Source organism: Thiohalocapsa marina, from assembly GCF_008632335.1.
Classification (GTDB): domain Bacteria; phylum Pseudomonadota; class Gammaproteobacteria; order Chromatiales; family Chromatiaceae; genus Thiohalocapsa; species Thiohalocapsa marina.
Window position 1 is genome coordinate 1 of sequence record NZ_VWXX01000042.1, and the last position, 24,025, is coordinate 24,025.

Here is a 24,025-nt window from a genome sequence, read left to right on the forward strand (position 1 = left end):
AGCGAAGCGCATCCGCCACAGGCCACAACGGCGGATGCGCTTCGCTTATCCGCCCTACAGTGTTCACCTTGTTTTGGGCGCGTTCCTAAGTCTCAACCAGCGTCTCATCCGGCGTCTCGTCCAGCACCCCGCCCGCAGACCTGCCGGCTCGGGACGCGCCGCTGATGCGGCTCAGCGCCCGTGCATCAGTTGCTGCAATTTCGCCGCATCCGGCCGCTCGATGACGCCACGCTCGGTGACGATATAGTCCACCAACGCAGCGGGGGTGACATCGAACACCGGATTGCGGGCCTGCACGCCCTCCGGGCCCACGCGCGCGCCGCCGCAGGCCAGCACCTCGTCGGTGTCGCGCTCCTCGATCGGGATCTGCGCACCCTTCTCCACCTGCATGTCGATGGTGGAGGTGGGCGCCGCGACCATGAACCGCACCCCGTGGTGGCGCGCCAGCACCGCCAGGGCGTAGGTGCCGATCTTGTTGCAGACATCGCCGTTGGCCGCGATGCGATCCGAGCCGACGATGACCCAGCCGACCTTGCCCTGGGCCATCAGGCTGGCGGCGGCGTTGTCCGCCTGCACCGTGACCGGGATGCCGGACTGCTGCAGTTCCCAGGCGGTCAGCCGCGAGCCCTGCAGCCAGGGGCGAGTCTCATCCGCGTAGACGCGCCGGATCTTGCCGGCGGCATGGGCGCTGCGGATCACCCCCAGCGCGGTGCCGTATCCGCCGGTAGCCAGGGCGCCGGCATTGCAGTGGGTGATGACATCCGTCTCGGTATTGATCAACGCCGCGCCCAGGTCGCCCATGGTTCGGTTGGCCGCCGCGTCTTCCATATGGATGCGCCTGGCCTCGGCCAGCAGCGCCGGCACCGGGTCCAGTTGATCCAGATCCGCCAGGAACGCGCGCATGCGCCGCAGGGCCCAGAACAGGTTGACCGCGGTCGGGCGCGACGCGGCCAGCAGCTCGATGTCCTGCTCCAGCCCGGCACGCCAGTCGTGCGGATCGGTGCGATAGCGCTCCCGCGCCGCCAGCACCACGCCGTAGGCTGCGGTGACACCGATGGCGGGGGCGCCGCGCACCACCATGTCGGTGATGGCGCGGGCCGTGTCGGCGGCGGTATGGCATACCACAAAGCGCGACTCCGCCGGCAGCACCCGCTGATCCAGCAGATAGAGGTTGTGATCGTGCCAGACGACGGCGTGATCCGGATGGACGGCGAGTCCGGCGGGCGTTTCCATGATCTACTCCCTTGTGGCAAAGTGACCGCCCATTGTTGGACTTTCCGGCGCCAGGCTCAAGCCTGACGCGCGGCCCGCTCGATCACGAATAACCTGCGAGACCCCCGATGCAAACCGAGCTACTGATTCACGCCAACTGGATGCTGCCGGTGGATTCCCGCGACAGCACCCTGGAGCACCACAGCATCGCCGTGGATCGCGGGCGCATCGCCGCCGTGCTGCCGCGCGCCGAGGCGGAGACGCAGATCCAGGCCGCGCAGACCGTGGAACTGCCCGGCCATGTGCTGATCCCGGGGCTGGTCAACGCGCATACCCACTCGCCCATGACCCTGCTGCGGGGCCTGGCGGACGACCTGCCGCTGATGACCTGGCTGCATGAGCACATCTGGCCCGCCGAGGGGCGCTGGGTCGACACCGAGTTCGTCGCCGACGGCACCCGGCTGGCGGCGCTGGAGATGCTGCGCGGCGGCGTCACCTGTTTCAACGACATGTATTTCTATCCGGAGGTCACGGCACGGGTGGCCGCCGAGGCCGGCATGCGGGTGCTGGCGGGCATGATCGTGGTGGACTTTCCCACCCGCTATGCCGAGACCGCGGACGAGTACCTGCATCGGGGTCTGGAGCTGCATGACCAGTACCGGGAGCATACCCTGGTGCGGCCGGCGTTTGCGCCCCACTCGCCCTATGCGGTCTCGGACGCGCCGCTGGAGCGGGTGCGGACCCTGGCGGACGAGCTCGAGGTGCCGATCCACATCCACCTGCACGAGACCCGCGACGAGATCCAGCAGTCACTGCGCGATCATGGCCAGCGGCCACTGGCCCGGCTGGACCGCATGGGCATGCTAGGTCCGCAGCTGGTGGCCATCCACATGACCCAGCTCGAAGACGCGGAGATCGAGCGCCTGGCCAGCACCGGCAGCCATGTGGTGCACTGCCCCGAGTCCAACCTCAAGCTCGCCAGCGGCTTCTGCCCGGTGGCCCGGCTGCTGGAGGCCGGCGTCAATGTCGCCCTCGGCACCGACGGCGCCGCCAGCAACAACGACCTGGACCTGCTTGCGGAGATGCGTACCGCCGCGCTGCTGGCCAAGGGGGTGGCCGGATCGGCCTCGGCGGTACCGGCCACGGCAGCGCTGCGCATGGCCACGCTGAACGGTGCCCGGGCCCTGGGGCTGGACGACGAGATCGGCTCGCTGGAGCAAGGCAAGGCCGCGGACATCGTTGCCCTGGACCTCGGCAGCCACAGCCATCAGCCGCTGTACAACGTCTGCTCGCAACTGGTCTACACCGCCGCCAGCCACCGCGTCAGCCAGGTGTGGGTCCATGGCCGGCAGGTGATCCGCGACAGCCATCCGCTGACCCTGGACGAGCCCGGCGTCATCGCCGCCGCACGGGACTGGCAACAGCGCATCCGGCCCGCCGGAGAATCGGGCTGAGCACAGTCTAAGCGCGCACTGGGCTCGCCTCTAGGGAGACGGGGCGGAGTGGTCAGTAATGCGGCGGCGGCGCGTCCGGGATGTGCTCACGCAGACCCTGCGCCAGCGACGCCGTCAGGCGGTTCAGCGCCTCGATCCGGGCCGCCTGTTCCTGCAACATCGTTCGCTGCTGCTCCTGCACCCGGTTCAGGTGCTGGATCTCGTCTTCCTGATAGGTCAGGCGCATCTGCAACTCGGCAATGGCCTCGTTCAGTTGCCGAAGCTGGTGCGTGGCTTCATCCATCCCTCTGATCCGTCCTCTGTCGACAGGCGCGGGGCGCGCATCGCTGAATGATTTGCCGCCTGGGCTCCGGCTTGGAGTCAGGCTTGGGTGCAGGCGTGAACTCAGGCCTCCGCCAGGGCCTCGATGGTCTCCAGCGGCGCCTCACAGCGGGTACCCCAGCAGCGGTAGGCGCGCGTGGTGTCGCCGGGCACCAGGTCACCAAGGGCGCCGGGCAGGTCGGCCTGCTGCGCCGGGATCGCCAGCACCAGCCGCCGTGGCCGGTAGCCGCGCTGGGCCGCGGCCTGCCAGGCGGGTAGCTGGTCCGCAGGGCCGCGGATGACGAGGGTCTCCGGCGGCTGCAGGTGCTCGTCCAGGGCCGCCAGCAGGCTGGCGTGGGCGTAGGGGATGCGCTGCATGGACTCCGCGGCGAGCCGCAGCGTACCTTCCGTCGCCTGCAGGTAGCGGGGCTCGCCGAGCAGGTGACCCAGCCGCTGTAACGCCTGGGCGGCGATGCCGTTGCCGGACGGCATGGCCTCGTCGCCCAGGGGCTTGGGCCGCTGGATCAGGGCCTCGTGATCGGCGGCGATGAAATGGAACCCACCCCGCTCCGCGTCGTGGAATTGTGCCAGCAGCAGGTCCGCCAGCGCCATGGCCCAGTCCAGGTCGTCTCGGCGCCAGCGCGTCTGCAACAGTTCCAGCAGCGCATCGAGCAGGAACGCATGATCGTCCAGGTAGGCCATCAGATGCGCGGTGCCGTCCTTGTAGCTCGCCAGCAGCCGGCCGTCGCGCCAGAGTGTCTTGCGGATGAAGTCGAGCGCGCGCTCGGCCGAGGCCAGATAGTCGGGTCGGCCCAGGACACGCCCGGCACGGGCCATGGCCTTGATCATCAGTGCGTTCCAGGCCGTCAGCACCTTCTCGTCGCGCCCCGGGCGCGCTCGCCCGGCACGGGCCGCGAGCAGTTTGGTCCGCGCCTGCCGCAGCAGGTCTTGCGCCCGCTCTTCGGCGATGCCCTGTTCCGCGGCGACCTCGGCCAGGGTGCGGTAGCCGTGCAGGTGCCAGCGGCCCTCGAAGTTGGGCGGCTGATCCAGACCGTACAGCGGCGCGATCAGGGCATATTCATCCGGCTCCAGCATTGCCGCGACCTCGGACGGGGTCCAGACATAGAACTTGCCCTCCTCGCCCTCGCTGTCGGCGTCCAGCGCGCTGTAGTAACCGCCTTCGGGCGCTTGCATCTCGGCCAGCACCCAGTCGGCGGTGGCGCAGGCCGCGTCGTGAAACAGCGGGTCAGCGGTGATCTGCCAGGCGTCGCAACACAGGGCCAGCAGCGGGCCGTTGTCATAGAGCATCTTCTCGAAGTGCGGGATCATCCATTGATCGTCCACCGAGTAGCGGCAGAAGCCACCGCCGAGCTGGTCGTTGACGCCGCCGCGGATCATGCGCTCCAGCGTGAACAGGGCCATGTGCAGCGCCTTGACGTCGCCGTCGGCGGCTGGGCCGTTCGGGGTGGTGTTCGGGTCGCCGTCTGGTTGGTCGTCTGCATCGGGATGCGCCACCGTCGCTGCCCAGTGCCGCAGCAGGAACTCCAGGTTGGCGGGATGCGGAAACTTCGGTGCCTGCCCAAAGCCGCCGTGGGTGCGATCGAAGCTGCTGGCGAGTTGACGGCGGGCACCTTCCAGCGGCGCGGCGTCCGGGATGGACGCCGCCGGCACGGGCTGCAGTTGCTCCAGCGCCTCCATCAGCGAGGCGTTCTGCGTCGCGATGGCGTCGCGCTGCTCGTGATAGGCCTGGGCGATGCCCTCCAGCAACCCGGTGAAGGCTGGCAGCCCGTGGCGGGGCTCCGGCGGAAAATAGGTGCCGGCGAAGAAGGGCTTCAGGTCCGTGGGCGTCAGGAACACCGTCAGCGGCCAGCCCCCGGCGCGCCGGGCCAGCAGCTGATGGGCGGTCTGGTAGATCTTGTCCAGGTCCGGACGCTCCTCCCGGTCCACCTTGATGTTGACGAACAGCCGGTTCATGACCTCGGCGGTGGCCGGGTCCTCGAAGGACTCGTGGGCCATCACATGGCACCAGTGGCAGGCCGAGTAGCCGATGGACAGCAGGATCGGCCGGTCCTGCTGCCGCGCCAGGGTCAGGGCCTCATCGCACCAGGGCCACCAATCCACCGGATTGCCGGCATGTTGTTGCAGATAAGGGCTGGTGGACTCGGCAAGGCGGTTGAGGCCGCCGGCGGTCTGGTTGATCATACACAAGCTCACTGAGTTTGCTCTATTGCCCCACGACAGTGACGGCGGCAAGGGTCATTTTGCAAGTGAGAGTTGCTGATAGGACGCTTTGAAGGTACCTGTTTCTTTCCGCTGCGCCTAAACTGGTGGATGAACGCCCACCGACAAGACGAGGTCAATGCCCATGACCGCACTCACCCAGCCCTTACCTGAACTGACCTTCGAGGATTGGCTCGAGCACGAGCGCGGCAGCCGCGACGAGCGTACCGAGTACTTCGCTGGCGAGATCTTCGCCATGAGCGGCGGCACCGCCGAGCACAATGCCATCATCAGCAACATCAGCGGCCAGCTTTGGGGGCAGATGAAAGGCCGCCCCTGTTATGTCTACGCTAGCAGCATGCGGCTGCGCATCCAGCAGGCCGAGGCCGGCAAATACCCGGACCTGATGGCCCTCTGCGGCGAGCAGCAGTTCCACGACGGGCGCCGCGATCTGCTGTTGAACCCGAGCCTGATCGGCGAGGTTCTCTCCGACTCCACCGAGGGCTACGACCGGGGTGAAAAGTTCGCGCTCTATCGGCGGATCCCATCGCTGCTGGAGTATCTCCTGGTCTCGCAGCACCGCGTGCTGGTGGAGCTCTACAGCCGCGGTGACGACGGCCGCTGGATCCTGAGCAGCTACGAAGAGCTGGCCGATCGGGTCGCGCTCGAAAGCATCGGCTGCACCCTCGCCTTGGCCGAGATCTACGACAAGATCACCTTCGAGCACCCATGATTCACCCCACCCACACCCGCGCGTTGCGGAACAGGCGTAGCCAGGGGCCGTCCTCGCCCCAGTGGTCCGGGTGCCAGGAGTGCTGCACGGTGCGGAAGACGCGCTCCGGATGCGGCATCATGATGGTCACGCGGCCGTCGGCGCTGGTCAGACCGGTGATGCCCTGGGGCGAACCATTGGGGTTGGCGGGATAGCGTTCGGCCACACCGCCGATGGTCTCGACATAGCGCAGGGCCACGCAGGGCTGGGCGGCGCTCAGATGCTCGGCATCGCGGAACTCGGCACGCCCCTCACCGTGGGCCACGGCGATGGGCATGCGCGAACCACTCATGCCCTGGAACAGGATGGACGGCGACTGGGCCACTTCCACCAGGGAGAAACGCGCCTCGAACTGCTCCGAGCGGTTGCGCACGAAGTGCGGCCAGGCCTCGGCACCCGGGATCAGTTCGCGCAGATTGGCCAGCATCTGGCAGCCGTTGCAGACGCCCAGCGCGAAGCTGTCCGCGCGCGCGAAAAAGGCCTGGAACTGCTCCCGCGCCCGCGGATTGAACAGGATACTCTTGGCCCAGCCCTCGCCGGCGCCGAGCACGTCGCCGTAGCTGAAGCCGCCGCAGGCCACCAGGCCCTTGAAACCGTCCAGGCCGACATGCCCGCCCAGGATGTCGGACATGTGCACATCGACGCAGTCGAAGCCGGCGCGGTCGAAGGCGGCGGCCATCTCGGTCTGGCCGTTGACCCCCTGCTCGCGCAGCACCGCCAGGCGCGGGCGCGCGCCCGTGGCGATCAAGGGGGCGACGATATCCTCCTCAGGATCGAAGCCCAGCGACGCATGCAGACCGGGGTCGTCGGCATCGATGCGCGCGTGCTCCTCATCGGCACAATCCGGATTGTCACGCAGGCGCTGCATCTGCCAGCTGGTCTCGGACCAGAGCCGCTGCAGGTCGGCGCGCGCGGCGTCCAGCAGCAGTTCGCCATGACCGCGCAGGGTGATGCGATCAAGCTCCGACGGCATGCCGATGCGATGACTGCAGTCGGCAAGATCGAGCTCCGAAAGCGTCTCCAGAACCCCCTCCACCTCTGCACTGCGCACCTGGATCACGGCACCAAGCTCCTCGCTGAACAGCACCGCGGCGGCATCGCCCGCAGTGAAGCCCTCGCCTGCGTCCGCGCCCCCCAGCAATGGGGTCAGATCCAGCTCCAGCCCGCAGCGCCCGGCGAAGGCCATCTCGCACAGGGTCACCAGCAGACCGCCGTCGGAGCGGTCGTGATAGGCCAGCAGCCGGCCGTCCTGATTCAGCGCCTGGATGGCGGAGAAGAAGCGCTTCAGGCGCTCGGGATCATCCAGGTCCGGCGGCTCGGTGGCGACGGACCGATGTACCTGGGCCAGGCAGGAGCCGCCCAGGCGGTGCCGGCCGCCGCCGAGGTCGATCAGGATCAGTTCGGTCTCGCCGAGATCGGTGCGCAGTTGCGGCGTCAGACAGGCACGCGCATCGGTCACGGGCGCAAAGGCGGAGATGATCAGCGACAGCGGCGCGGTCATCTCGATGCGCTCGCCGTCGCCGGCGCCCGGCCGCTGCCAGACCGTCTTCATGCTCATGGAATCCTTGCCCACGGGAATGGCGATGCCCAGCGCCGGACACAGCTCCATGCCCACGGCACGCACCGTGTCGTAGAGCCGCGCGTCCTCGCCGGGATGCCCCGCCGCGGCCATCCAGTTGGCCGAGAGCTTGACGTCGCCGAGTCGCTCGATGGGCGCCGCGGCGAGATTGGTGATCGCCTCGCCCACGGCCATGCGCCCGGAGGCCGGCGCATCCAGCAGCGCCAGCGGCGTGCGCTCGCCGATGGCCATGGCCTCACCGCAGAGGCCGTCGTAGTCGGTCAGGGTCACGGCGCAGTCGGCCACCGGCACCTGCCAGGGGCCGACCATCTGATCCCGCGCCACCAGGCCGGTCACGGTGCGATCACCAATGCTGATGAGAAAGGTCTTGTTCGCCACCGTCGGCAGCCGCAACACGCGACGCAGGGCGTCGCACAGGTCCAGGTGCGCGCTTGCGAAGGGCTCGGCGGCGGCAGGCAGCCGCGTGACCTCGCGCAGCATCTTCGGCGGCTTGCCGAACAGCAGCGACAGAGGCATGTCGATGGGGGCATCGCCGAAGTGCGCATCGTCCAGCCGCAGATGCTCCTCGGCAGTGGCCTCGCCCACCACGGCATAGGGGCAGCGCTCGCGGGCGCAGATGGCCTCGAACTCCGCCAGCCGCGCCTGGTCCACGGCCAGCACGTACCGCTCCTGGGCCTCGTTGCACCAGATCTCCATGGGCGACATGCCGGGGTCGGCGTTGGGCACGCGGCGCAGGGCAAAGCGCCCGCCGCGTTCGGCGTCGTGCACCAGCTCCGGCAGGGCGTTGGACAGGCCGCCGGCGCCCACGTCGTGGATGAACAGGATCGGATTGGCATCGCCGCGGGCCCAGCAGCGGTCGATGACCTCCTGGCAACGACGCTGCATCTCCGGGTTGGCGCGCTGCACCGAGGCAAAATCCAGGTCTTCGGCCGAGGCGCCGCTGGCCATGCTCGAGGCGGCGCCACCGCCCAGGCCGATCAGCATCGCCGGCCCGCCCAGCACCACCAGCGGCGAGCCCGGCGGAAACAGCGACTTCTCCACATGGCCGAGACGGATGTTGCCAAGACCACCGGCCAGCATGATGGGCTTGTGATAGCCGCGCAGCTCGGCGCCGGTACTGGCCGGCACCTGCTGCTCGAAGGTGCGGAACCAGCCGGCCAGGTTGGGCCGGCCGAACTCGTTGTTGAAGGCGGCAGCGCCGATGGGCCCCTCCAGCATGATCTCCAGCGCCGAGACGATGCGCCCGGGCCGTCCCCAGTCCTGCCCCTGCTCCCAGGGCTGCTCGAAGCCAGGGATGCGCAGGTTGGACACCGAGAAGCCGGTCAAGCCCGCCTTGGGCTTGCTGCCGCGGCCGGTCGCGCCCTCGTCGCGGATCTCGCCGCCGGAGCCCGTAGCCGCCCCCGGATGTGGCGCGATGGCGGTGGGATGGTTGTGGGTCTCCACCTTCATCAGGATGGGCACATGCTCCTCGCTGCGGCCATAGACGCCGCTCTGCGGGTCCACCAGGAAGCGGTTGCCGGTCCAGCCGTCGATCACCGCCGCGTTGTCCTTGTAGGCAGAGAGCACGCCCACGGGGGCAGACTCGGTGCTGTTGCGGATCATCTTGAACAGCGAGCGCGACTGCGGCTCGCCGTCGATGATCCAGTCGGCGTTGAAGATCTTGTGCCGGCAGTGCTCCGAGTTGGCCTGGGCGAACATCATCAGCTCGACATCGGTGGGATTGCGCCCGAGGGTCGCGAAGCTCTCCGCCAGATAGTCCAGCTCGTCGTCCGACAGGGCCAGACCCAGCTCGCCGTTGGCCGCCGCCAGGGCGGCGCGCCCCCCGCCCAGCACATCCACGCTGACGCCGGGCCTCGGCGCCGCCTGGCGGAACAGCCGGTCGGCCGCGTCGAGGTCGAACAGCACCACCTCGGTCATGCGGTCGTGCAGCAGCGCCGCAGCGGTCGCCACGGCCGCCTCATCGATGCCGTCGCCGCTCAGATAGAAGGCCGTTCCGCGCTCCAGCCGCCGCACCAGGGTCAAACCGCTGTTGTGTGCAATGTCCGTGGCCTTCGACGACCAGGGCGAGATGGTCCCCGGCCGCGGCACCACCAGCAACAGCCGACCCTGCGGCTCATGCGCCGGGATGCTCGGCCCGTAGCGCAGCAGGCGCGCAAGCACCGCCTCCTCGTCCGGCGTCAGCGCCCGCTCCAGCTCGGCGAAGTGCATGAACTCGGCATACAGGCCACAGCCGCCAAGGCCGGCCTGGCGCAATCGGTCGAGCAGTTTGGCAAGGCGGAACTCGGACAGGGCGGGGGCACCACGCAGACAGCGCATGACGGCAGGCTCCAGGGCAACGGCGGACAGACAATGCCCGCAATGATACGCGAGGGGTGGGGTGAAGTTTGAAGTTTGAAGTTTGAAGTTTGAAGCTTGAAGTTTGGCGGCTGGAGGCGCGGCTTACCCTGTTTTCCCCCGCTATCGATCCTGAGGCGCCCGCACGACCGACCTCGCGCTCGCGCATGCGCGCGGTCCGCCAGAACCCTCGCCTTCGCGCTCCGCGTGGAGACAACACCGCGCCTGCCCCGTTTACCCCCCAACTTGACTCGGCGGGCACCCATTGCCAAGCTTGAGTGACCGAATCCAGTCCGAAAATGGTATGTTCGATGCGTGAATCCATCCTCAGCCTGAGTGAGTTCAAGGCCGATGCGAGCCGGCTGCTCGATCAGATCCGCGACGAGCCGGTCCGGATCGTCCTGACCCAAAATGGCCGGGCACGTGCGGTCGTGGAAGACTACGCAGCTTATCAGCGACGTGAGCAAGCGTTGTTGATGCTGAGGCTCATGGCGCAAGGGGAGGCAGATGCACGCGCCGGAAGACTGACCGATCAGGGCGATGTCTTCGCAGCGCTACGCGAACGATTGCGGGGCACGTCGACAGCCGATGCATGAGCGTCGAGTCCGCTGGACCGAGACCGCCCATGTCGACCTGGAGCGCATTGTCGATTTCATCGCCGAGGACTCCGTTGAAAACGCCGTCGCGGTACTCGACCGCCTGGAGGAGCGGGCGGAGGCACTGCACCTTGCCGCCGAGCGTGGTCGCGTGGTACCTGAGCTGCAAGTCGTGGATGTCCTCCAGTTCCGCGAGCTCCTCGAGCGACCCTGGCGGATCATCTATCGGATCGAGCCGGACCAGGTCTTGGTGCTGGCGGTGCTCGACGGCCGACGCGACCTGCACTCGCTGCTGTTGGAGCGGCTGGTCCGTGACTAGCACCCGCGTCCGCCGCGCGGCGGACGCGACGCCTTGCTCTCACGATCGGGCTTGATGACGCGCAGTCCATCCGCCGTGTCGAGGAATGGTGTGGGCGACACTTTGGCTCGTCCATGGGACACATCGATGGATTCCCAGGAGCGCCGCCCCAGGCGTGAACCTTGACGCCGATCGGCCCGAGGGCGGGCCTCCTACGGAGGTGCATGCGGCAGCCGTGTGGGCACGGGAACCGTGCCCACCGTACGGGCCTCGGTTTAGAATAGGGGCCTTCAGCCCGTCCTGCGGACAACCAGACTTCAGGAGCCCTCAGCATGAGTGCCGCATTACAGCTCTATGCACAATTGACCGAGGCGCAGGACGAGAAGACGCGCGCGCGTCTCATCGCCGATGCCTTCGATGCGCTGGAGGCGCGCTTTCCGCAGATCACCGACCTCGCCACCCAAGGCCATGTGCGCGAGAGCGAGCTGCGACTGCAGAAAGAGATCAAGGAGGTCGAGGCGCGGCTGCAGAAAGAGATCAAGGAAATCGAGGTGCGGCTGCAAGAGCGCATCTCCCGCGTCGAGGTGCAGCTCAAGCAGGTCGAGGTGAACCTGCACAAGGCCATGGCGGCGCAGACACGCTGGCTGCTGGGCGGCCTGGCGGTCCTCGGGGCCGTGTTCAAGCTGGCGGACCTGCTGATCACCTAAGGCAGGCACTGATTTCTTCTAGCAAAGAGCAGCCAGCCACCAGCGGAACGCCTTGTTTCACAGCCGATTTCCGGCCGCTTGCCTTTCACCCGGCGGGTGATCGCCCGATCCGTGCGAAAATCGGCCGGGCGCTTGATTGGGCGGCTGGCGGCTGACGGCAAAATGCGCCTCTTGAATGCCCCGACAGACCACCGTTTCCAATGCCATCCTTCCGCTTCCAGCCCATTGGCATTGTCCGCTCGCCGTTCACGGACAAGTTCGGCATCCCGCGTCAGCCGCGACTGGTGGATGCCGGCGAGGCGCGGGTGGTGCTGCGGCTGCCCTACGGCCGGGAGGAGGCCTTCCGGGGACTGGAGGGGTTCAGCCATGTGTGGCTCATCTTCGTCTTTCATGACGACTGCCTGCAGGCCGACTGGCGACCGATGGTGCGCCCGCCGCGGCTCGGCGGGCGGGAAAAGGTGGGGGTCTTCGCCAGCCGTGCGCCCTATCGGCCAAATCCCATCGGGCTGTCGGCGGTCCGGCAGCTTGGCCTAAGCCGGGACCGGGACGGCCTGGCCCTGCGCATCCAGGGCGCCGATCTGCTCGACGGCACGCCGGTGCTCGACATCAAGCCCTATGTGCCCTACGCGGATGCCATTCCGGATGCGACCGCGGGCTTTGCCGTGGAACCCCCTGCCAGCGGCTGGCGGATCGACTTCAGCCCAGAGGCCGACGCGCAGATCGCCGCCGCGGACGCCGACGGCTGCCTGCAACTGCGCGCGCTGATCACCCAGGTGCTGGCGCAGGACCCCCGCCCCGGCTACATGGACCGTTACCCCCAGCGCAAGCGCTTCGCCCTGCGCCTGTACGCTTTCGACATCGCCTGGGAACTCAGTAGCACCGGCGCAACCGTGATCTCGGTCAGCCACGTGGCCTAGGCCGACGGTCGAAAGTGCCGGCAGCCTGTTGAATCTCCAGCGACCTTGCCGTCTCTGGCCCGGATGCCGGCTTCCCGGCCGGAATGACGCATTTCACCCTTCATCCTTGCCAAGGCTCCGGGAGACAACCTCGTAGACATCGCTGGAGAGTCCGTCGACCTCCAGGATGCGTTCCAACTGACGTTGCATCAGTGCCTGCCGGCCCGGGTCGTAACGGCGCCAGCGGGTCATGGGGTGCAGCAGCCGCGCGGCGATCTGCGGGTTCAACGGGTCCAGTTCCAGGATGCGGTCGGCCAGGAACCCGTAACCGGCGCCGTCCTCCGCGTGGAAGCGCAGCGGGTTGCCGCTGGCGAAGGCACCGATCAGGGCCCGCACCCGGTTCGGGTTGGCCAGCGAGAATTGCGGGTGTTTCATCAACCCCTTGACCCGCGCCAGGGTGTCTGGACGGCTGCTCTGGGCCTGCAGCGCAAACCACTTGTCGAGCACCAGCTGCTCCTGCGACCAGCGCCGGTAGAAGGCCGCCAGCGCCCGTTCGCCGGCGTCACCAGCCACGTCGACCGGCATCTCCAGCAGCACCCGCAGGGCGGCGATCACGTCCGTCATGTTGTTGGCCGTGTCGAACTGGCGCTGCGCCAGGGCGACGATGCCGGCGTCCGGGGCCTGACCCAGATAACCCAGCACACAGTTGCGCAAGGCCCGGCGGCCAGCCGCTGCGGGTGACAGATCGTAGTCGCCGGCTTCCGCTCCAGGCTGCCAGTGGCGCTCGTAGACAGCCAGCAGATCCTCGCGCAGCAGCGCCCCCAGGGTGGCGGCCAGGGTCTCGCGGGCGCGGTGGATGCCGTCCACATCGACACAATCCATCTGGTCCGCCAGGTAGCCCTCCGACGGCAGCGTCAGCACCTCGGCCAGCAGTGCCGGATCGGCCTGGGTGTCGGCCGACGCATCGACCGGCGCCTCCTTCAACGCCTGGCGGAAGGCCTCGACGAAGCTGTCCGGCACCGATAGCGCCTCTTCCTCCACCATGCGCAGCAACAGCCGCTGCGCCAGGGTCTGGGCCGCATCCCAGCGGTTGAAACCGTCGCTGTCATGGGCCATCAGAAAGGTCAGATCGGCGTCGGAATACGGATAACGCAGCCGCACCGGCGCCGAGAACCCCCGCAGCAACGATGGCACCGGCCGCGCCGCCAGCCCGACGAAGGTGAAGCGCTCCACCGGCGCGCGCAATTCCAGCATGCGCGTGCAGACGCCGGCGGCCGTCGGCTCAGACGCCGCGGACTCGCCTGCCAGCCGCAGCGGCAGGTCTCGGCCCTGAGCGTCGAGCAACCCGACCGCAAACGGGATGTGCAGTGGCTGCTTGTCCGCCTGCCCCGGAGTCGCCGGCGTGTGCTGGCGGATCTCGAGGGTGTAGGTGCCGGCATCGGCGTCGTAGTGATCGGCACACTCCAGCACCGGCGTGCCGGCCTGCGCATACCAGCGGCGGAACTGGGTCAGGTCCAGGCCGCCCGCCTGTTCCATGCAGGCGACGAAGTCATCCGTGGTCACCGCCTGGCCGTCGAAGCGCTCGAAGTACAGGTCGGTGCCCTTGCGAAAGCGCTCGGGGCCGAGCAGACCGGCCTGCATGCGCACCAGTTCGGCACCCTTCTCGTACACCGTTGCGGTGTAGAAGTTGTTGATCTCGATATAGGAATCCGGCCGCACCGGGTGGGCCATGGGGCCGGCATCTTCCGGGAACTGGCGCGAGCGCAGCAGGCGCACGTCCTCGATGCGCTTGACCCCGCGGGAGCCCTGATCGGCGGAGAACTCCTGGTCGCGGTAGACGGTGAAGCCCTCCTTCAGGCTCAGCTGGAACCAGTCGCGGCAGGTGATGCGGTTGCCGGTCCAGTTGTGGAAATACTCGTGCGCCACCACCCCCTCGATGTGCGCGAAGTCCGCGTCGGTCGCCGTGTCGGGTCGCGCCAGCACGAACTTGTCGTTGAAGACGTTGAGCCCCTTGTTCTCCATCGCCCCCATGTTGAAATGGCTGACGGCGACGATCATGAACAGATCCAGATCGTATTCACGGCCGTAGCGCGTCTCGTCCCAGCGCATCGCCGCCTTGAGCGAGCGCATGGCGTGATCGCACTTGTCGCGGTTGCCCGGCTCCACAAAGATGCGCAGCGGGATCTCCCGGCCGGAAGCCGTGACGAAGCGATCTTCCACCAGCGCCAGGTCACCGGCGACCACGGCAAACAGATAGCTGGGCTTGGGAAAGGGATCATCCCAGCGCGCCAGTCGCCGGCCATCCGCCAGCTCCTCGGTGCCGGCGGGATTGCCGTTGGACAGCAGCACCGGGTAGCGGGCCGGATCCGCCACCAGGGTGACGCGATAGCGGGACATGACATCGGGCCGGTCGAGAAAATAGGTGATGCGCCGAAAGCCTTCCGCCTCGCACTGGGTGCAGAGCATGTCGCCGGAGACATACAGCCCCTCAAGCGCAGTGTTGGCCGAAGGATGGATCTGAACCCGGGTGCGCAACCTGAAGCGGTCGGGTACCCGGCGCACCACCAGGGCATGCTCATCCACCCGGTACTCCGCCGGCGGCAGGCGGCGCCCGTCCAGGGTCAGGTCGAGCAGTTCCAGTTGCTCGCCATCGAGGTGGAGATCGCCATCGCCCCGGGGCGCTGCCGGGTTGCGGCGCAGGCTCAGCTCTGCCTCCACCAGCGTCTGGCCGGCATCCAGCTCAAAGCGCAGGTCCGCCTGATCGATGAGAAATTCCGCGGGGCGGTAGTCTTCGCGACGGATGACCGGGGGTGTGGTGCGGTACATGACGGCAGGTCCTTGAATGATTGGCAACGCCTTGCAGCGACCCCTGTCACCGGATCTTGGCGGTGGGCGGTCGCTTGTGTCAGTCTCTGCTTGTCCGGCCGGAACGCCGGGTTTTCAAGCAACACCGCCATAGCGGCCAACCGAAGCGAGAGCCACCATGCCCATCGTGCAGATGTATACCACGGCCATCTGTCCCTACTGCGTCCGCGCCCGCCGCCTGCTGGAGCACAAGGGGGTTGAATACGAGGACATCCGCATCGATCGTGATCGAGAGCAGCGCAAGATCATGATCCAGCGCAGCAACCGCACCACCGTGCCCCAGATCTTCATCGGCGAGGTGCACGTGGGCGGCTATGACGACATGGCAGAGCTGGATGCGGCCGGCAAGCTCGATCCGCTGCTGCAGCAGGCCGGGCACGGCTCAGGCAGCCAATGACCGGATCGTACGCCACCATGTCTGCCATCAGGAAACAGCGCAGGAATGCCCATGACGACGGATGAGGCCGGCAGCCAGCGGCTGGACAAGTGGCTCTGGGCGGCACGCTTCTTCAAGACCCGGCCGCTGGCCGTGGAGGCCATCAACGGCGGCAAGGTCCAGGTGGACGGGCAGCGGGTGAAGCCGGGCCGGGCGATCCGTCCCGGCACGCGGCTGACGGTGCACAAGGGAGAGCTGGAATGGTGCATCCAGGTGATGCAGCTGTCCCGGCAACGCCGCCCGGCCAGCGAAGCCGCCTTGCTCTATCAGGAGGACGAACAGAGTCGTCTCAAGCGCCAGGAACAGGTCCGCGAACGACGCGAGCGCGGCCTGCAGGCACCCACCCACGGCCGACCCACCAAGCGTGATCGGCGGCGGCTGAGCGAGTTCATCGGCCGCGACGGCTGAGGCAACCGCAGGAACACCAGGCAGCAGTGGACAACGAGATCTTTCGGCAGACCTACAGCGAAATCAACGAGCGCCTATGCCCATTCGAAAAGGGCATACTAACCAACAATTGCGCCTGCAGCCGTGCCCGACGCTTTTGCATCGCCGAGCGCGAGGGGGTGCACTGCACCTCAGATGCAGCGCAGGCGCGTTGTGTGGAGTTTCTTAAGCAATTGCGCGCCAATGCGCGCTTTGCCCTCAAGACCACCGTGGCGCGCTCCGCGCTGCCCCACGCCAAGGCCATGCGCGTGCAGGTCGGCGGACTGCGCGGCCTGCATCAGGTCGTATGGCCCGATGCCGAACCACCGCAGCGGGTCGCCGACATCGACGGCCTGGTGGAGGCCGCTGTCAACCGCTTCGGCGGCCTTGCCGCCCTGCCCTACCAACTGATGCTGAAACAGATCGCCGCCTACCGGGGACGGCGTCCGTTCCGTGAGCGACGAACAAAATGACTGCCCCCGCCCCCCTGCACACCGGTCGGCTGGTACTGGTGCCGCGCGATGCCGAGGCGGTGGTGGACGTACAACGGCTGCTGCAGCGGCTTGGCGCCGCAGGATTCATCGCCGAGCCGCTGCCCGAGCCGCCCGGCGCCCATGCCGCGGGCGCGCACTTCCTGCAGATGCTGGCCTTCACCGGCTGCGCCGTGCATCTGAACACCAAGCCCGGCGCGCAGGGTCCTGCCGGCACCCACATCCGGGTGCTGGGGCCCTACCCGCAGCCGCAACTCATGTACGGACGCAACAGCCGGCCACCCGGTTGCCCGGCCTGCGGCAAGGCCCTGGCTGACTGGCGGGAGCAGGTCGGCGGGTCGCGGCTGCTGCGCTGCGATGCCTGCAACCATAGCGCGCCGGCCTGGCAGTGGAAATGGCGCCGGCAGGCAGGCTGCGGCCGCATCCTCATCTGCGTGGAGGATGTCTTTCCCGGCGAGGCGACGCCCTTGCCACCGCTGCTGGATGCGCTGCGCGCCGCCAGTGGCGGCGAGTGGCAGTACTTCTATATTCAGGACGACGCCCGGGACGGATGAGACGGCGCCACCGGTAAGACAGACATTGGGAGGAGTGTCACCGGGAGGATAGCCGCTGGGGTTCTGGCGAGATCAGGCAGGATCGACCAAGCGTCATCAGGCGCCATCAGGCAACGGTAACGCCTGCGGGCAACTGTATCTCCATGCTGATCGGCAGGTGGTCCGACAGCGGGTAGTCCACCACCCGCGTGTCGGTGATGCGCAGCGCCGATGTCACCAGGATGTGATCGAGATTGCGCCGCGGCTGCCAGCTCGGAAAGGTCTTGAGTTCACGATCCAGCCCCTGCAGACCGGCCCTGGCCACAACCTCACGCAAGGTGGCAGAACGGCTGCTGCAGTTGAAATCGCCCATCATCGCCGCGAACCTGTATCGCCCCATCAGTTCTGTCAGATAGTCCAGCTGGCGTCGGCGCGCACGCCAGCCCAGGGCCAGATGCACCACACAGATCGCCATCGGCTCGCCGGCGCTGGTGGGAAATTCCAGCAGCATGGCGCCGCGTCCAGGCATGCCCGGCAGCTTGTGCTCGGTGACGCTCGCCGGCTTGTGCCGGCTCAGCACGCCGTTGCTGTGCCGAGCCAGCATGCCCAGTTCGCGATTGATCTGGCTGTGCCAGTAGGGGTAGCCGCCCAGTTGGGCCAGGTACTCGGTCTGGTGCAGAAAGGCGCTGCGCAGGCTGCCGCTGTCGACCTCTTGCAGGCCGACAATATCGTAGCCGCTCAGCAAGGCACCGATGTTGGCCAGGTTGCGCTGTCGCTCCAGATGCGGCAGGACGTGCTTCCAGCTATTGGAGACGTAGTCACGATAGCGCTTCGACTGGATGCCCGCCTGGATGTTGAAGCTCAGCAGCCGCAGAGACTCGCCGGCCGCCGGCGTGGCAGGACGTGGCGTGGTCTTTGGGGTGTCACTGTCCATCGGACAATCGGGTGGCGGCGGCCCGAAGGCCGCTCCACCCGCGGCGGGTTCCGGCAGGTCCGCGGTGTGCTGCAATCGAACCTGATCCCCTAGGGGTCCTTCGGTCCGATCAATCCGGCCACTTATTGCCGCAGCCCCTCGATGTAGGCCGCCACGGCCGCCATCTCGGTGTCGGTCATGCGAGCGGCGACACCGCGCATCATGGCGTTGGGATCATTGGCCCGCTCGTGCTCGCGGAACAGCTTCAGCGTCTGCTCGGTGTATTCCGAGAACTGACCGGAGATCCGCGGGAATTTGGCCAGGTTGCTGCCCAGACCCGCCGGGCCGTGACATCCGGAGCAGGCCGGCACGCCGGTTACCGGGTTGCCGGCGCGGTAGATCTTCTCGCCCAGCTCGACCAGCTCGGGCTCGGCGGTGCCGCCGCTCTGCTCGAGGCTGGAATAGTAGGCCGCCAGATTCACAATCTCTTCTTCCGTCAACGGCATGGCCATGGGCGACATCTGGGCGTTCCAGCGCTCGTTGTTCTTGAAGTTCCACAACTGTTTCTGGATGTACTCAGGGTGCTGACCAGCCAGCTTTGGCCAGACGGGCTGCCCCGGGATGCCATTGCCGTCGAGACCATGGCACGCCTGGCAGATCTGTCCAGCCTTTTCCTTGCCTTTCTCCGCATCGCCCTTCATGGCGCCGGCGGTGGTACCGGCAACAGCCGGTCCGGTTGCGAGGGTGGAGACCAGGGCCGCCGCGATGAGGCCTGAGGTCAGCGCAGAAGTCTGGAAAATCTTCATGTTGCGTTCCGATCTATGTCCGATGTGAATGGAGTGTGCCCGCGGGCCGAAAGCAGCGAATAGCAGGGGCTGTCACAAAGCCTTCTTTTATATCAGCATACAGCGATATAGGTCAATGCGGGTCGGCGTGCATGTGTCCCATGGGCATGATCTTGCGGACCGGCGCCCGCAGGGACAGGTCGCTGCCGTCATCCAGTTGCAGCGTGACCTCGACCGCGTCACCCGGCTGCAGCGGCTGGCGCAGCCCGATGAGCATCACATGCAGCCCGCCCGGCTGCAGGGAGACCGTCTCGCCGGCGGGCAGGTCGATCTGCGCGATGCGGCGCATCTTCATCATTCCGTCTTCGAGACGGTGGGTGTGCAGCTCCACGGTCTCCGCCGCCGGGCTCGCAGCGGATACCAGGGCCCGATCCGCCTGTGAGGCGTTCGTCAGCTGCATAAACACCGCGCTATTCGGCTGCCCCGGCGGCACGGCGCGGGCGTAGGGCTCGGCCACGGACACGTCACCGGCGAAGGCCGGCGCGGCCACCAGGCCCAGCATCAGCAGAGGCGTGATCAGGGTCTTCTTCATCATCCGTTTTTCTCCAAGGATCAAGGCCTAAGGTGAACCTGCCGTTGGCGGGCGGCAGGCGCAGTTCGAGCTATTTTTGAGCGCAGCGTTCCCGTCACGGCGTCGGCAGATAGCCGCGGATCACTTCGACGATCCGTTCCGCCGGCGTCGCGTGCTCGAGGGTCTCGACCAGTCGGCCCTGGGTGTCGACGACGTAGGTATAGGCCGAATGATCCACCGCATAGCCCATCGCGGAGTCTGACTGTTCAGAGCGCTGGTAGGAGGCGCCGTAGAGGCTCGCCACCCGGGCCACTGCAGCCTCGTCGCCGGTCACCCCGAGGATCTCCGGCGCGAAATAGCCGGCATAGGTCTTCAGCCTGTCCGGGGTGTCGCGTTCCGGATCGACGCTGACGAACAGGATCCGGACCGCCTCCCGCTCCGCCGGGGTCAGCGACTGCAATGCCAGCGCGATGAGCGCCAGGTTGGTCGGACAGATATCCGGACACCAGGTGTAGCCGAAGTAGATCAGCACCACCTTGCCACGCAGGTCCGCGAGCCCCACCGGGCCCTGCCAGGACTGCAGCTCGAAATCGCCACCCGTTGGCTCGGCCGCAAGTCCGAGCTGACGATGGGCCGCCTGCGGGTCCATCGGCGCCGGCTGCCAGTACCAGAGCAGCCAGGCCAGCAGCAGAGCCAGCACGGCGATGGCCACCAGCGGCACGGCGATCTTGTCACGCATGAGGGTGTCCGGTGCTTGCCAGCAGAAGATACGGGCCGACGTCCAGCGGCGACTGCCTGGTGGCAGTCAAGCCGCGGTCGCCCGGTGTTTCAGCGCCAGTTCCATGTAGTGCGCCGCCGCGTAACCCAGGTACTCCAGCTCCAGATCCGTGAGCATGCGCGTGCGCTTGGCCGGCGCGCCGACGTACAGGTAGCCGCCCTCCAGCACCTTTCCCGGCGGCACGACGGCGCCGGCAGCGAGCATGACCCGCGGCTTGAGCACGGCCCGGTCCAGCACACGCGCGCCGATGCCGATCAGGCACAGGTCATGGATCTCGCAACCGTGGAGCATCGCCTGATGCCCCACGGTGACGCGATCGTGCAGGATGGTCGGCGCACCACCCGGCAGGAAACGGCTGTCGTGGGAGACGTGCAGCACGCTGCCGTCCTGCACATTGGTGCCCGCCCCGATACGGATGCGGTGGATGTCGCCACGGACCACGGCCATGGGCCAGATCGACGCCTGCGGACCGATATGCACATCGCCGATGACTACCGCGGTCTCGTCGACGTAGGCGCTCGGCGCAATTCTGGGGTCCAGACCCTGGTAGCTGCGGACGTTGTTCATGGGTTCCTCGATGTTGGCACAGCGCTGGAGTCACAGGCGTAATGCTAGCACGCCGGCAGCATCGGGCCGATACTGCGACTGGCGATCTGTTCTGGTAAGCTCGGTTGCAAAGCCACCAGCCACCAGCCACCAGCCACCAGCCACCAGCCACCAGCCACCAGCCACCAGCAACCAGCAACCAGCAACCAGCAACCAGCAACCAGCCAATGAGACGCCTCCGGCCTTTGTTCGTTCCTTCAGCTCCTTGCCAGACTGCCAACGCACCCGGCCTGACGACCGTCAGCAACTCGGCGCAGCACCCCGTTCGGCGCCCTCCGCAGCGCAGCCTCCGACAGGCGATCAGGCGGCCCGGCGCGGTATTCTGCCTCTTGGCCGGGCTGCTTGCCGCCGGCACCTCGCTGGCGCAGGGTCCGGGCCCGTTCGTGAACGACCCCGAGGCACCGGTCCCCAGCAGCGTCAAGGATCCCGAGCCCTGGCAGGAAGAAGACGTGCAACTGCCGGCCTGGCCCAGGGACGCCGACCTGGTCGAGCTCAAGCTGGATGCCCCCGATGACCGTTTTCGCCACTACATCGACCTCCGCTCCCTGAGCACTGGTCGCGATGGCGTGGTGCGCTACACCCTGGTCACCGAATCCGACAGCGGCGCCCGCAATATCAATTTCGAGGGCCTGCGCTGCACGCCCAAGGGCCGGTACAAGGTCTACGCCTACGGCGCCAACCAGCAGTTCATGCCTACCACTGTCGGCGAGGACTGGCAGCTGATCGACGAGCGCGCCACCGACACCTCCCGTTACGAACTCTGGCGCCATTACCTGTGCGTGCCCCGGCTGTTCAAGCCCCGCGACCGGAAGCAGCAGGTGCGCCTGCTGCGCAACGGCCGGGTACCGCAGGTGGAGAACACCGGCTTCCTGACCAACTAAGCCGCTCTTCCGTCCCTCCCCCACAATCTTCGGCAATCGTCTGCAACCGTCGGCGTTGAAACCGGACCGACGGCACCGATTCTCATTCCCAGCAAACCGTGTCTGGGCGCCCAGTCCAGACACTTCAACGACTCATTGCTTACTGGTACACGATGGACTCCAATCCGCTGCTCGAATCCTCAGCCCTTCCCGCCTTCAGCCGCATCCGGCCGGAACACGTGGAGCCGGCCATCGACCAACTGCTGGCGGATGGCCGGCAACTGGTGGACGAACTGGCAAGCCAGGCCGACACGGCCACCTGGGAGAACTTCGTCGAGCGCATCGAGGAGGAGGACGACCGCCTCTCCCGCGCCTGGGGGCCGGTCAGCCATCTGAACTCGGTGATGAACACCGACGAGCTCCGCGCGGCCTACAACGCCTGCCTGCCCAAGCTCAGCGACTATGCCACCGAGGTCAGCCAGAACCCGGAGCTCTACCGCGGCTACAAGCGCGTCGCGGAACAGCCCGGATTGAATCCGGCCCAGCGCAAGCTGCTCGAGAACACCCTGCGCGACCTGCACCTGGCCGGCGTCGACCTGCCGGCGGACAAAAAGGCCCGCTACCGCGAGATCAATCAGGCGCTGAGCCAGCTCACCAACAAGTTCGCCGAGAACGTACTGGACGCCAGCAACGCCTGGACCCTGCAGCTGCACAGCGAGGAGCGGCTCGCCGGACTGCCCGCCTCGGCCAAGGCCCTGGCGCGGCAGCACGCCAAGGAGCGCGGCCTCGACGGTTGGGTGCTGACGCTGGACTTCCCGTCCTTCGAACCGGTGATGCGCTATGCCGACGACCGCGCACTGCGCCGCGAGGTCTACGAGGCCTTCACCACCCGCGCCTCGGACCAGGGCCCGCATGCCGGCCAATGGGACAACACCGAGGTCATGGAGCGCATCCTGGCCCTGCGTCATGAGCAGGCGCAGCTGCTCGGCTTCGGCAGTTATGCCGAGCTGTCGCTGGCGCCCAAGATGGCCCGCGACACCGACGAGGTGCTGGGCTTCCTGCACGACCTGGCAGGCCGCTCAGTCACCCAGGCCCGCGCCGAGCTCGCCGAGCTCAGGACCTTTGCCGCGGCCGAGCACGGCGTCGACGACATCCAGCCCTGGGATCTGGGCTACTGGTCAGAGAAACTGCGCCAGCATCGCTACGCCATCAGCGACGAGGAGCTCAAGCCCTACTTCCCGCTGGAGGGGGTCATCCAGGGCATGTTCGCCGTAGCCGAGCGCCTGTTCGGCGTGCGCATCGAGCGCGCCGATGGCGTCGACACCTGGCACAAGGACGTCCGCTTCTACCAGATCAGCGATCCGGACGACACCCTGCGCGCCCGGTTCTACCTCGACCCCTTCGCGCGCCAGCGCAAGCAGGGCGGCGCCTGGATGAACGGCGCCGTGAGCCGCATGCGCATGGCCAGCCGCGAGCAGCTGCCGGTGGCGCACCTGGTCTGCAACTTCACCCCGCCGGTGGAGGGTCACCCCTCGCTGTTGACCCACCGCGAGGTGGAGACCCTGTTCCACGAGTTCGGCCACGGCCTGCATCACATGCTGACCCGCGTCGACTATCCGCCGGTGGCGGGCATCCATGGCGTGCCCTGGGACGCCGTGGAGCTGCCGAGCCAGTTCATGGAGAACTGGTGCTGGGAGCGCGAGTCACTGGACCTGTTCGCCGCCCACTGGGAGACCGGCGAGCGCATCCCCGATGATCTCTTCGAGCGCATGACCGCGGCGAAGAACTTCCAGTCCGCCATGGCCATGGTGCGTCAGCTCGAGTTCGCGCTGTTCGACTTCCGCATCCATGCCGAATTCGACCCGGCCCAAGGCGGGCGTATCTACGACATCCTCGACCAGGTGCGCGACGAGGTGGCCGTGCTCAAGCCGCCGCCGAGCAATCGGTTTGCCCACGGCTTCTCGCACATCTTCGCCGGCGGCTACGCAGCCGGCTACTACAGCTACAAATGGGCCGAGGTGCTGTCCGCCGACGCCTTCTCGCTGTTCGAGGAACAGGGCATCTTCCACGAGGCCTCAGGCCGGGCCTTCCGCGAGCAGATCCTGGAGAAAGGCGGCTCCGCCGATGCCATGGCGCTCTACGTCGCCTTCCGCGGCCGCGAGCCCAACGTCGACGCACTGCTGCGGCATACAGGGATCGCTGCTCAGGCATAGCGGATGACCCTCAGGCGGGTCGCGCGCTGCGACGTCCGGCGCGGAATCCGCCACGCTTCCGCAGCCCCTGTTCAGGGGGTTCCCCCCTTTGGCCGCCTCTTTATAGCAAAGAACCACCAGATTTCGGCCCCAGCCTGAGTGGGTTGGGTGTCGGCTGGCGGGGGTCTCGATCGCAGGGAT

General features: G+C 67.4%; 22 protein-coding genes. 12 read left to right on the plus strand and 10 right to left on the minus strand.

All coding sequences use genetic code 11. The annotated features are described in order from the left end of the window. Window positions 1-171: 171 nt before the first annotated feature. Window positions 172-1,233, minus strand: a complete 1,062-nt coding sequence (gene mtnA, locus F2Q65_RS17410) for an S-methyl-5-thioribose-1-phosphate isomerase (protein WP_150094681.1) — start codon at window positions 1,231-1,233, stop codon at window positions 172-174. Window positions 1,234-1,340: 107 nt separating this feature from the next. Here mtnA and F2Q65_RS17415 point away from each other — a divergent pair, with 107 nt between their 5' ends. After that, window positions 1,341-2,666, plus strand: a complete 1,326-nt coding sequence (locus F2Q65_RS17415) for a TRZ/ATZ family hydrolase (RefSeq protein ID WP_150094682.1) — start codon at window positions 1,341-1,343, stop codon at window positions 2,664-2,666. A 52-nt stretch (window positions 2,667-2,718) separates the two neighbouring features. Here the strand turns inward: F2Q65_RS17415 and F2Q65_RS17420 are convergent, their stop codons facing one another. Next, window positions 2,719-2,949 carry a SlyX family protein gene (locus tag F2Q65_RS17420; protein WP_150094683.1) on the minus strand — a complete coding sequence of 77 codons (231 nt, stop codon included), beginning with the start codon at window positions 2,947-2,949 and terminating at the stop codon, window positions 2,719-2,721. Between the two features lie 101 nt (window positions 2,950-3,050). After that, window positions 3,051-5,168 (minus strand): thioredoxin domain-containing protein, encoded by a 2,118-nt coding sequence (locus tag F2Q65_RS17425; protein WP_150094684.1) that lies wholly within the window; start codon window positions 5,166-5,168, stop codon window positions 3,051-3,053. A 163-nt stretch (window positions 5,169-5,331) separates the two neighbouring features. On the opposite strand from F2Q65_RS17425, the gene F2Q65_RS17430 reads away from it, so the two are divergent. Continuing rightward, entirely contained in the window at window positions 5,332-5,919 is a 588-nt protein-coding gene (locus F2Q65_RS17430; RefSeq protein WP_150094685.1) for a Uma2 family endonuclease, read from the plus strand. A 1-nt stretch (window position 5,920) separates the two neighbouring features. On the opposite strand, the gene purL is transcribed toward F2Q65_RS17430, so the two are convergent. Next, complete coding sequence (purL, locus tag F2Q65_RS17435) at window positions 5,921-9,853, minus strand: phosphoribosylformylglycinamidine synthase (RefSeq protein WP_150094686.1); 3,933 nt, start codon at window positions 9,851-9,853, stop codon at window positions 5,921-5,923. 329 nt (window positions 9,854-10,182) lie between these two features. Here purL and F2Q65_RS17440 point away from each other — a divergent pair, with 329 nt between their 5' ends. The 4 genes from F2Q65_RS17440 to tsaA all read left to right on the plus strand — a co-directional run bounded on the left by F2Q65_RS17440 (window position 10,183) and on the right by tsaA (window position 12,389). Further along, the gene (locus F2Q65_RS17440; RefSeq protein WP_150094687.1) at window positions 10,183-10,467 is read left to right on the plus strand and encodes a type II toxin-antitoxin system Phd/YefM family antitoxin; all 285 of its coding nucleotides are present in this window, start codon (window positions 10,183-10,185) and stop codon (window positions 10,465-10,467) included. Further along, on the plus strand, window positions 10,460-10,786 hold the full coding sequence (locus tag F2Q65_RS17445) for a type II toxin-antitoxin system RelE/ParE family toxin (RefSeq protein ID WP_150094688.1): 327 nt from the start codon (window positions 10,460-10,462) through the stop codon (window positions 10,784-10,786). The genes F2Q65_RS17440 and F2Q65_RS17445 overlap by 8 nt, the downstream gene beginning before the upstream one ends. Before the next feature lie 311 nt (window positions 10,787-11,097). Next, the gene (locus F2Q65_RS17450; protein WP_211354080.1) at window positions 11,098-11,472 is read left to right on the plus strand and encodes a DUF1640 domain-containing protein; all 375 of its coding nucleotides are present in this window, start codon (window positions 11,098-11,100) and stop codon (window positions 11,470-11,472) included. A gap of 200 nt (window positions 11,473-11,672) precedes the next feature. Further along, window positions 11,673-12,389 carry a tRNA (N6-threonylcarbamoyladenosine(37)-N6)-methyltransferase TrmO gene (gene tsaA, locus F2Q65_RS17455; RefSeq protein WP_150094689.1) on the plus strand — a complete coding sequence of 239 codons (717 nt, stop codon included), beginning with the start codon at window positions 11,673-11,675 and terminating at the stop codon, window positions 12,387-12,389. Window positions 12,390-12,482: 93 nt separating this feature from the next. Here tsaA and pepN read toward each other — a convergent pair whose 3' ends face one another. After that, window positions 12,483-15,194, minus strand: a complete 2,712-nt coding sequence (gene pepN, locus F2Q65_RS17460) for an aminopeptidase N (protein WP_150094690.1) — start codon at window positions 15,192-15,194, stop codon at window positions 12,483-12,485. 157 nt (window positions 15,195-15,351) lie between these two features. Between pepN and grxC the strand changes: the two genes are divergently transcribed. Genes grxC through F2Q65_RS17480 form a run of 4 tightly spaced genes read left to right on the plus strand, consistent with a single transcriptional unit; the run spans window position 15,352 to window position 17,140 of the window. Next, complete coding sequence (gene grxC, locus F2Q65_RS17465) at window positions 15,352-15,630, plus strand: glutaredoxin 3 (RefSeq protein ID WP_150094691.1); 279 nt, start codon at window positions 15,352-15,354, stop codon at window positions 15,628-15,630. 45 nt (window positions 15,631-15,675) lie between these two features. Then, window positions 15,676-16,077, plus strand: a complete 402-nt coding sequence (locus tag F2Q65_RS17470; protein WP_386117033.1) for an RNA-binding S4 domain-containing protein — start codon at window positions 15,676-15,678, stop codon at window positions 16,075-16,077. A 26-nt stretch (window positions 16,078-16,103) separates the two neighbouring features. Further along, on the plus strand, window positions 16,104-16,568 hold the full coding sequence (locus F2Q65_RS17475; protein ID WP_150094693.1) for a hypothetical protein: 465 nt from the start codon (window positions 16,104-16,106) through the stop codon (window positions 16,566-16,568). Then, entirely contained in the window at window positions 16,565-17,140 is a 576-nt protein-coding gene (locus tag F2Q65_RS17480) for a hypothetical protein (RefSeq protein ID WP_150094694.1), read from the plus strand. The genes F2Q65_RS17475 and F2Q65_RS17480 overlap by 4 nt, the downstream gene beginning before the upstream one ends. A 106-nt stretch (window positions 17,141-17,246) precedes the next feature. Here F2Q65_RS17480 and F2Q65_RS17485 read toward each other — a convergent pair whose 3' ends face one another. The 5 genes from F2Q65_RS17485 to F2Q65_RS17505 all read right to left on the minus strand — a co-directional run bounded on the left by F2Q65_RS17485 (window position 17,247) and on the right by F2Q65_RS17505 (window position 20,733). Further along, entirely contained in the window at window positions 17,247-18,053 is an 807-nt protein-coding gene (locus tag F2Q65_RS17485; RefSeq protein ID WP_150094695.1) for an endonuclease/exonuclease/phosphatase family protein, read from the minus strand. Between the two features lie 122 nt (window positions 18,054-18,175). Next, window positions 18,176-18,838, minus strand: coding sequence for a c-type cytochrome (locus F2Q65_RS17490; RefSeq protein ID WP_150094696.1), 663 nt, complete (start codon window positions 18,836-18,838; stop codon window positions 18,176-18,178). Between the two features lie 112 nt (window positions 18,839-18,950). After that, window positions 18,951-19,412: a copper chaperone PCu(A)C gene (locus F2Q65_RS17495; RefSeq protein WP_342782262.1), complete on the minus strand. Its 462-nt coding sequence runs from the start codon at window positions 19,410-19,412 to the stop codon at window positions 18,951-18,953. 91 nt (window positions 19,413-19,503) lie between these two features. Continuing rightward, on the minus strand, window positions 19,504-20,127 hold the full coding sequence (locus tag F2Q65_RS17500; protein ID WP_150094697.1) for an SCO family protein: 624 nt from the start codon (window positions 20,125-20,127) through the stop codon (window positions 19,504-19,506). 66 nt (window positions 20,128-20,193) lie between these two features. After that, a complete protein-coding gene (locus F2Q65_RS17505; RefSeq protein WP_150094698.1) occupies window positions 20,194-20,733 on the minus strand; it encodes a gamma carbonic anhydrase family protein in 540 nt (179 codons plus the stop codon). 368 nt (window positions 20,734-21,101) lie between these two features. Here F2Q65_RS17505 and F2Q65_RS17510 point away from each other — a divergent pair, with 368 nt between their 5' ends. Then, window positions 21,102-21,653, plus strand: coding sequence for a CNP1-like family protein (locus F2Q65_RS17510; RefSeq protein WP_246156330.1), 552 nt, complete (start codon window positions 21,102-21,104; stop codon window positions 21,651-21,653). 152 nt (window positions 21,654-21,805) lie between these two features. Next, window positions 21,806-23,845 carry an oligopeptidase A gene (prlC, locus tag F2Q65_RS17515; protein WP_150094699.1) on the plus strand — a complete coding sequence of 680 codons (2,040 nt, stop codon included), beginning with the start codon at window positions 21,806-21,808 and terminating at the stop codon, window positions 23,843-23,845. Window positions 23,846-24,025: the final 180 nt, after the last annotated feature.

Coding starts and splice junctions, on each gene's coding strand:
- mtnA (WP_150094681.1), bottom strand. CDS start 1,233: ATGGAAACGCCCGCCGGACTCGCCGTCCATCCGGATCACGCCGTCGTC.
- F2Q65_RS17415 (WP_150094682.1), top strand. CDS start 1,341: ATGCAAACCGAGCTACTGATTCACGCCAACTGGATGCTGCCGGTGGAT.
- F2Q65_RS17420 (WP_150094683.1), bottom strand. CDS start 2,949: ATGGATGAAGCCACGCACCAGCTTCGGCAACTGAACGAGGCCATTGCC.
- F2Q65_RS17425 (WP_150094684.1), bottom strand. CDS start 5,168: ATGATCAACCAGACCGCCGGCGGCCTCAACCGCCTTGCCGAGTCCACC.
- F2Q65_RS17430 (WP_150094685.1), top strand. CDS start 5,332: ATGACCGCACTCACCCAGCCCTTACCTGAACTGACCTTCGAGGATTGG.
- purL (WP_150094686.1), bottom strand. CDS start 9,853: ATGCGCTGTCTGCGTGGTGCCCCCGCCCTGTCCGAGTTCCGCCTTGCC.
- F2Q65_RS17440 (WP_150094687.1), top strand. CDS start 10,183: ATGCGTGAATCCATCCTCAGCCTGAGTGAGTTCAAGGCCGATGCGAGC.
- F2Q65_RS17445 (WP_150094688.1), top strand. CDS start 10,460: ATGCATGAGCGTCGAGTCCGCTGGACCGAGACCGCCCATGTCGACCTG.
- F2Q65_RS17450 (WP_211354080.1), top strand. CDS start 11,098: ATGAGTGCCGCATTACAGCTCTATGCACAATTGACCGAGGCGCAGGAC.
- tsaA (WP_150094689.1), top strand. CDS start 11,673: ATGCCATCCTTCCGCTTCCAGCCCATTGGCATTGTCCGCTCGCCGTTC.
- pepN (WP_150094690.1), bottom strand. CDS start 15,194: ATGTACCGCACCACACCCCCGGTCATCCGTCGCGAAGACTACCGCCCC.
- grxC (WP_150094691.1), top strand. CDS start 15,352: ATGCCCATCGTGCAGATGTATACCACGGCCATCTGTCCCTACTGCGTC.
- F2Q65_RS17470 (WP_386117033.1), top strand. CDS start 15,676: ATGCCCATGACGACGGATGAGGCCGGCAGCCAGCGGCTGGACAAGTGG.
- F2Q65_RS17480 (WP_150094694.1), top strand. CDS start 16,565: ATGACTGCCCCCGCCCCCCTGCACACCGGTCGGCTGGTACTGGTGCCG.
- F2Q65_RS17485 (WP_150094695.1), bottom strand. CDS start 18,053: ATGGACAGTGACACCCCAAAGACCACGCCACGTCCTGCCACGCCGGCG.
- F2Q65_RS17490 (WP_150094696.1), bottom strand. CDS start 18,838: ATGAAGATTTTCCAGACTTCTGCGCTGACCTCAGGCCTCATCGCGGCG.
- F2Q65_RS17495 (WP_342782262.1), bottom strand. CDS start 19,412: ATGATGAAGAAGACCCTGATCACGCCTCTGCTGATGCTGGGCCTGGTG.
- F2Q65_RS17500 (WP_150094697.1), bottom strand. CDS start 20,127: ATGCGTGACAAGATCGCCGTGCCGCTGGTGGCCATCGCCGTGCTGGCT.
- F2Q65_RS17505 (WP_150094698.1), bottom strand. CDS start 20,733: ATGAACAACGTCCGCAGCTACCAGGGTCTGGACCCCAGAATTGCGCCG.
- prlC (WP_150094699.1), top strand. CDS start 21,806: ATGGACTCCAATCCGCTGCTCGAATCCTCAGCCCTTCCCGCCTTCAGC.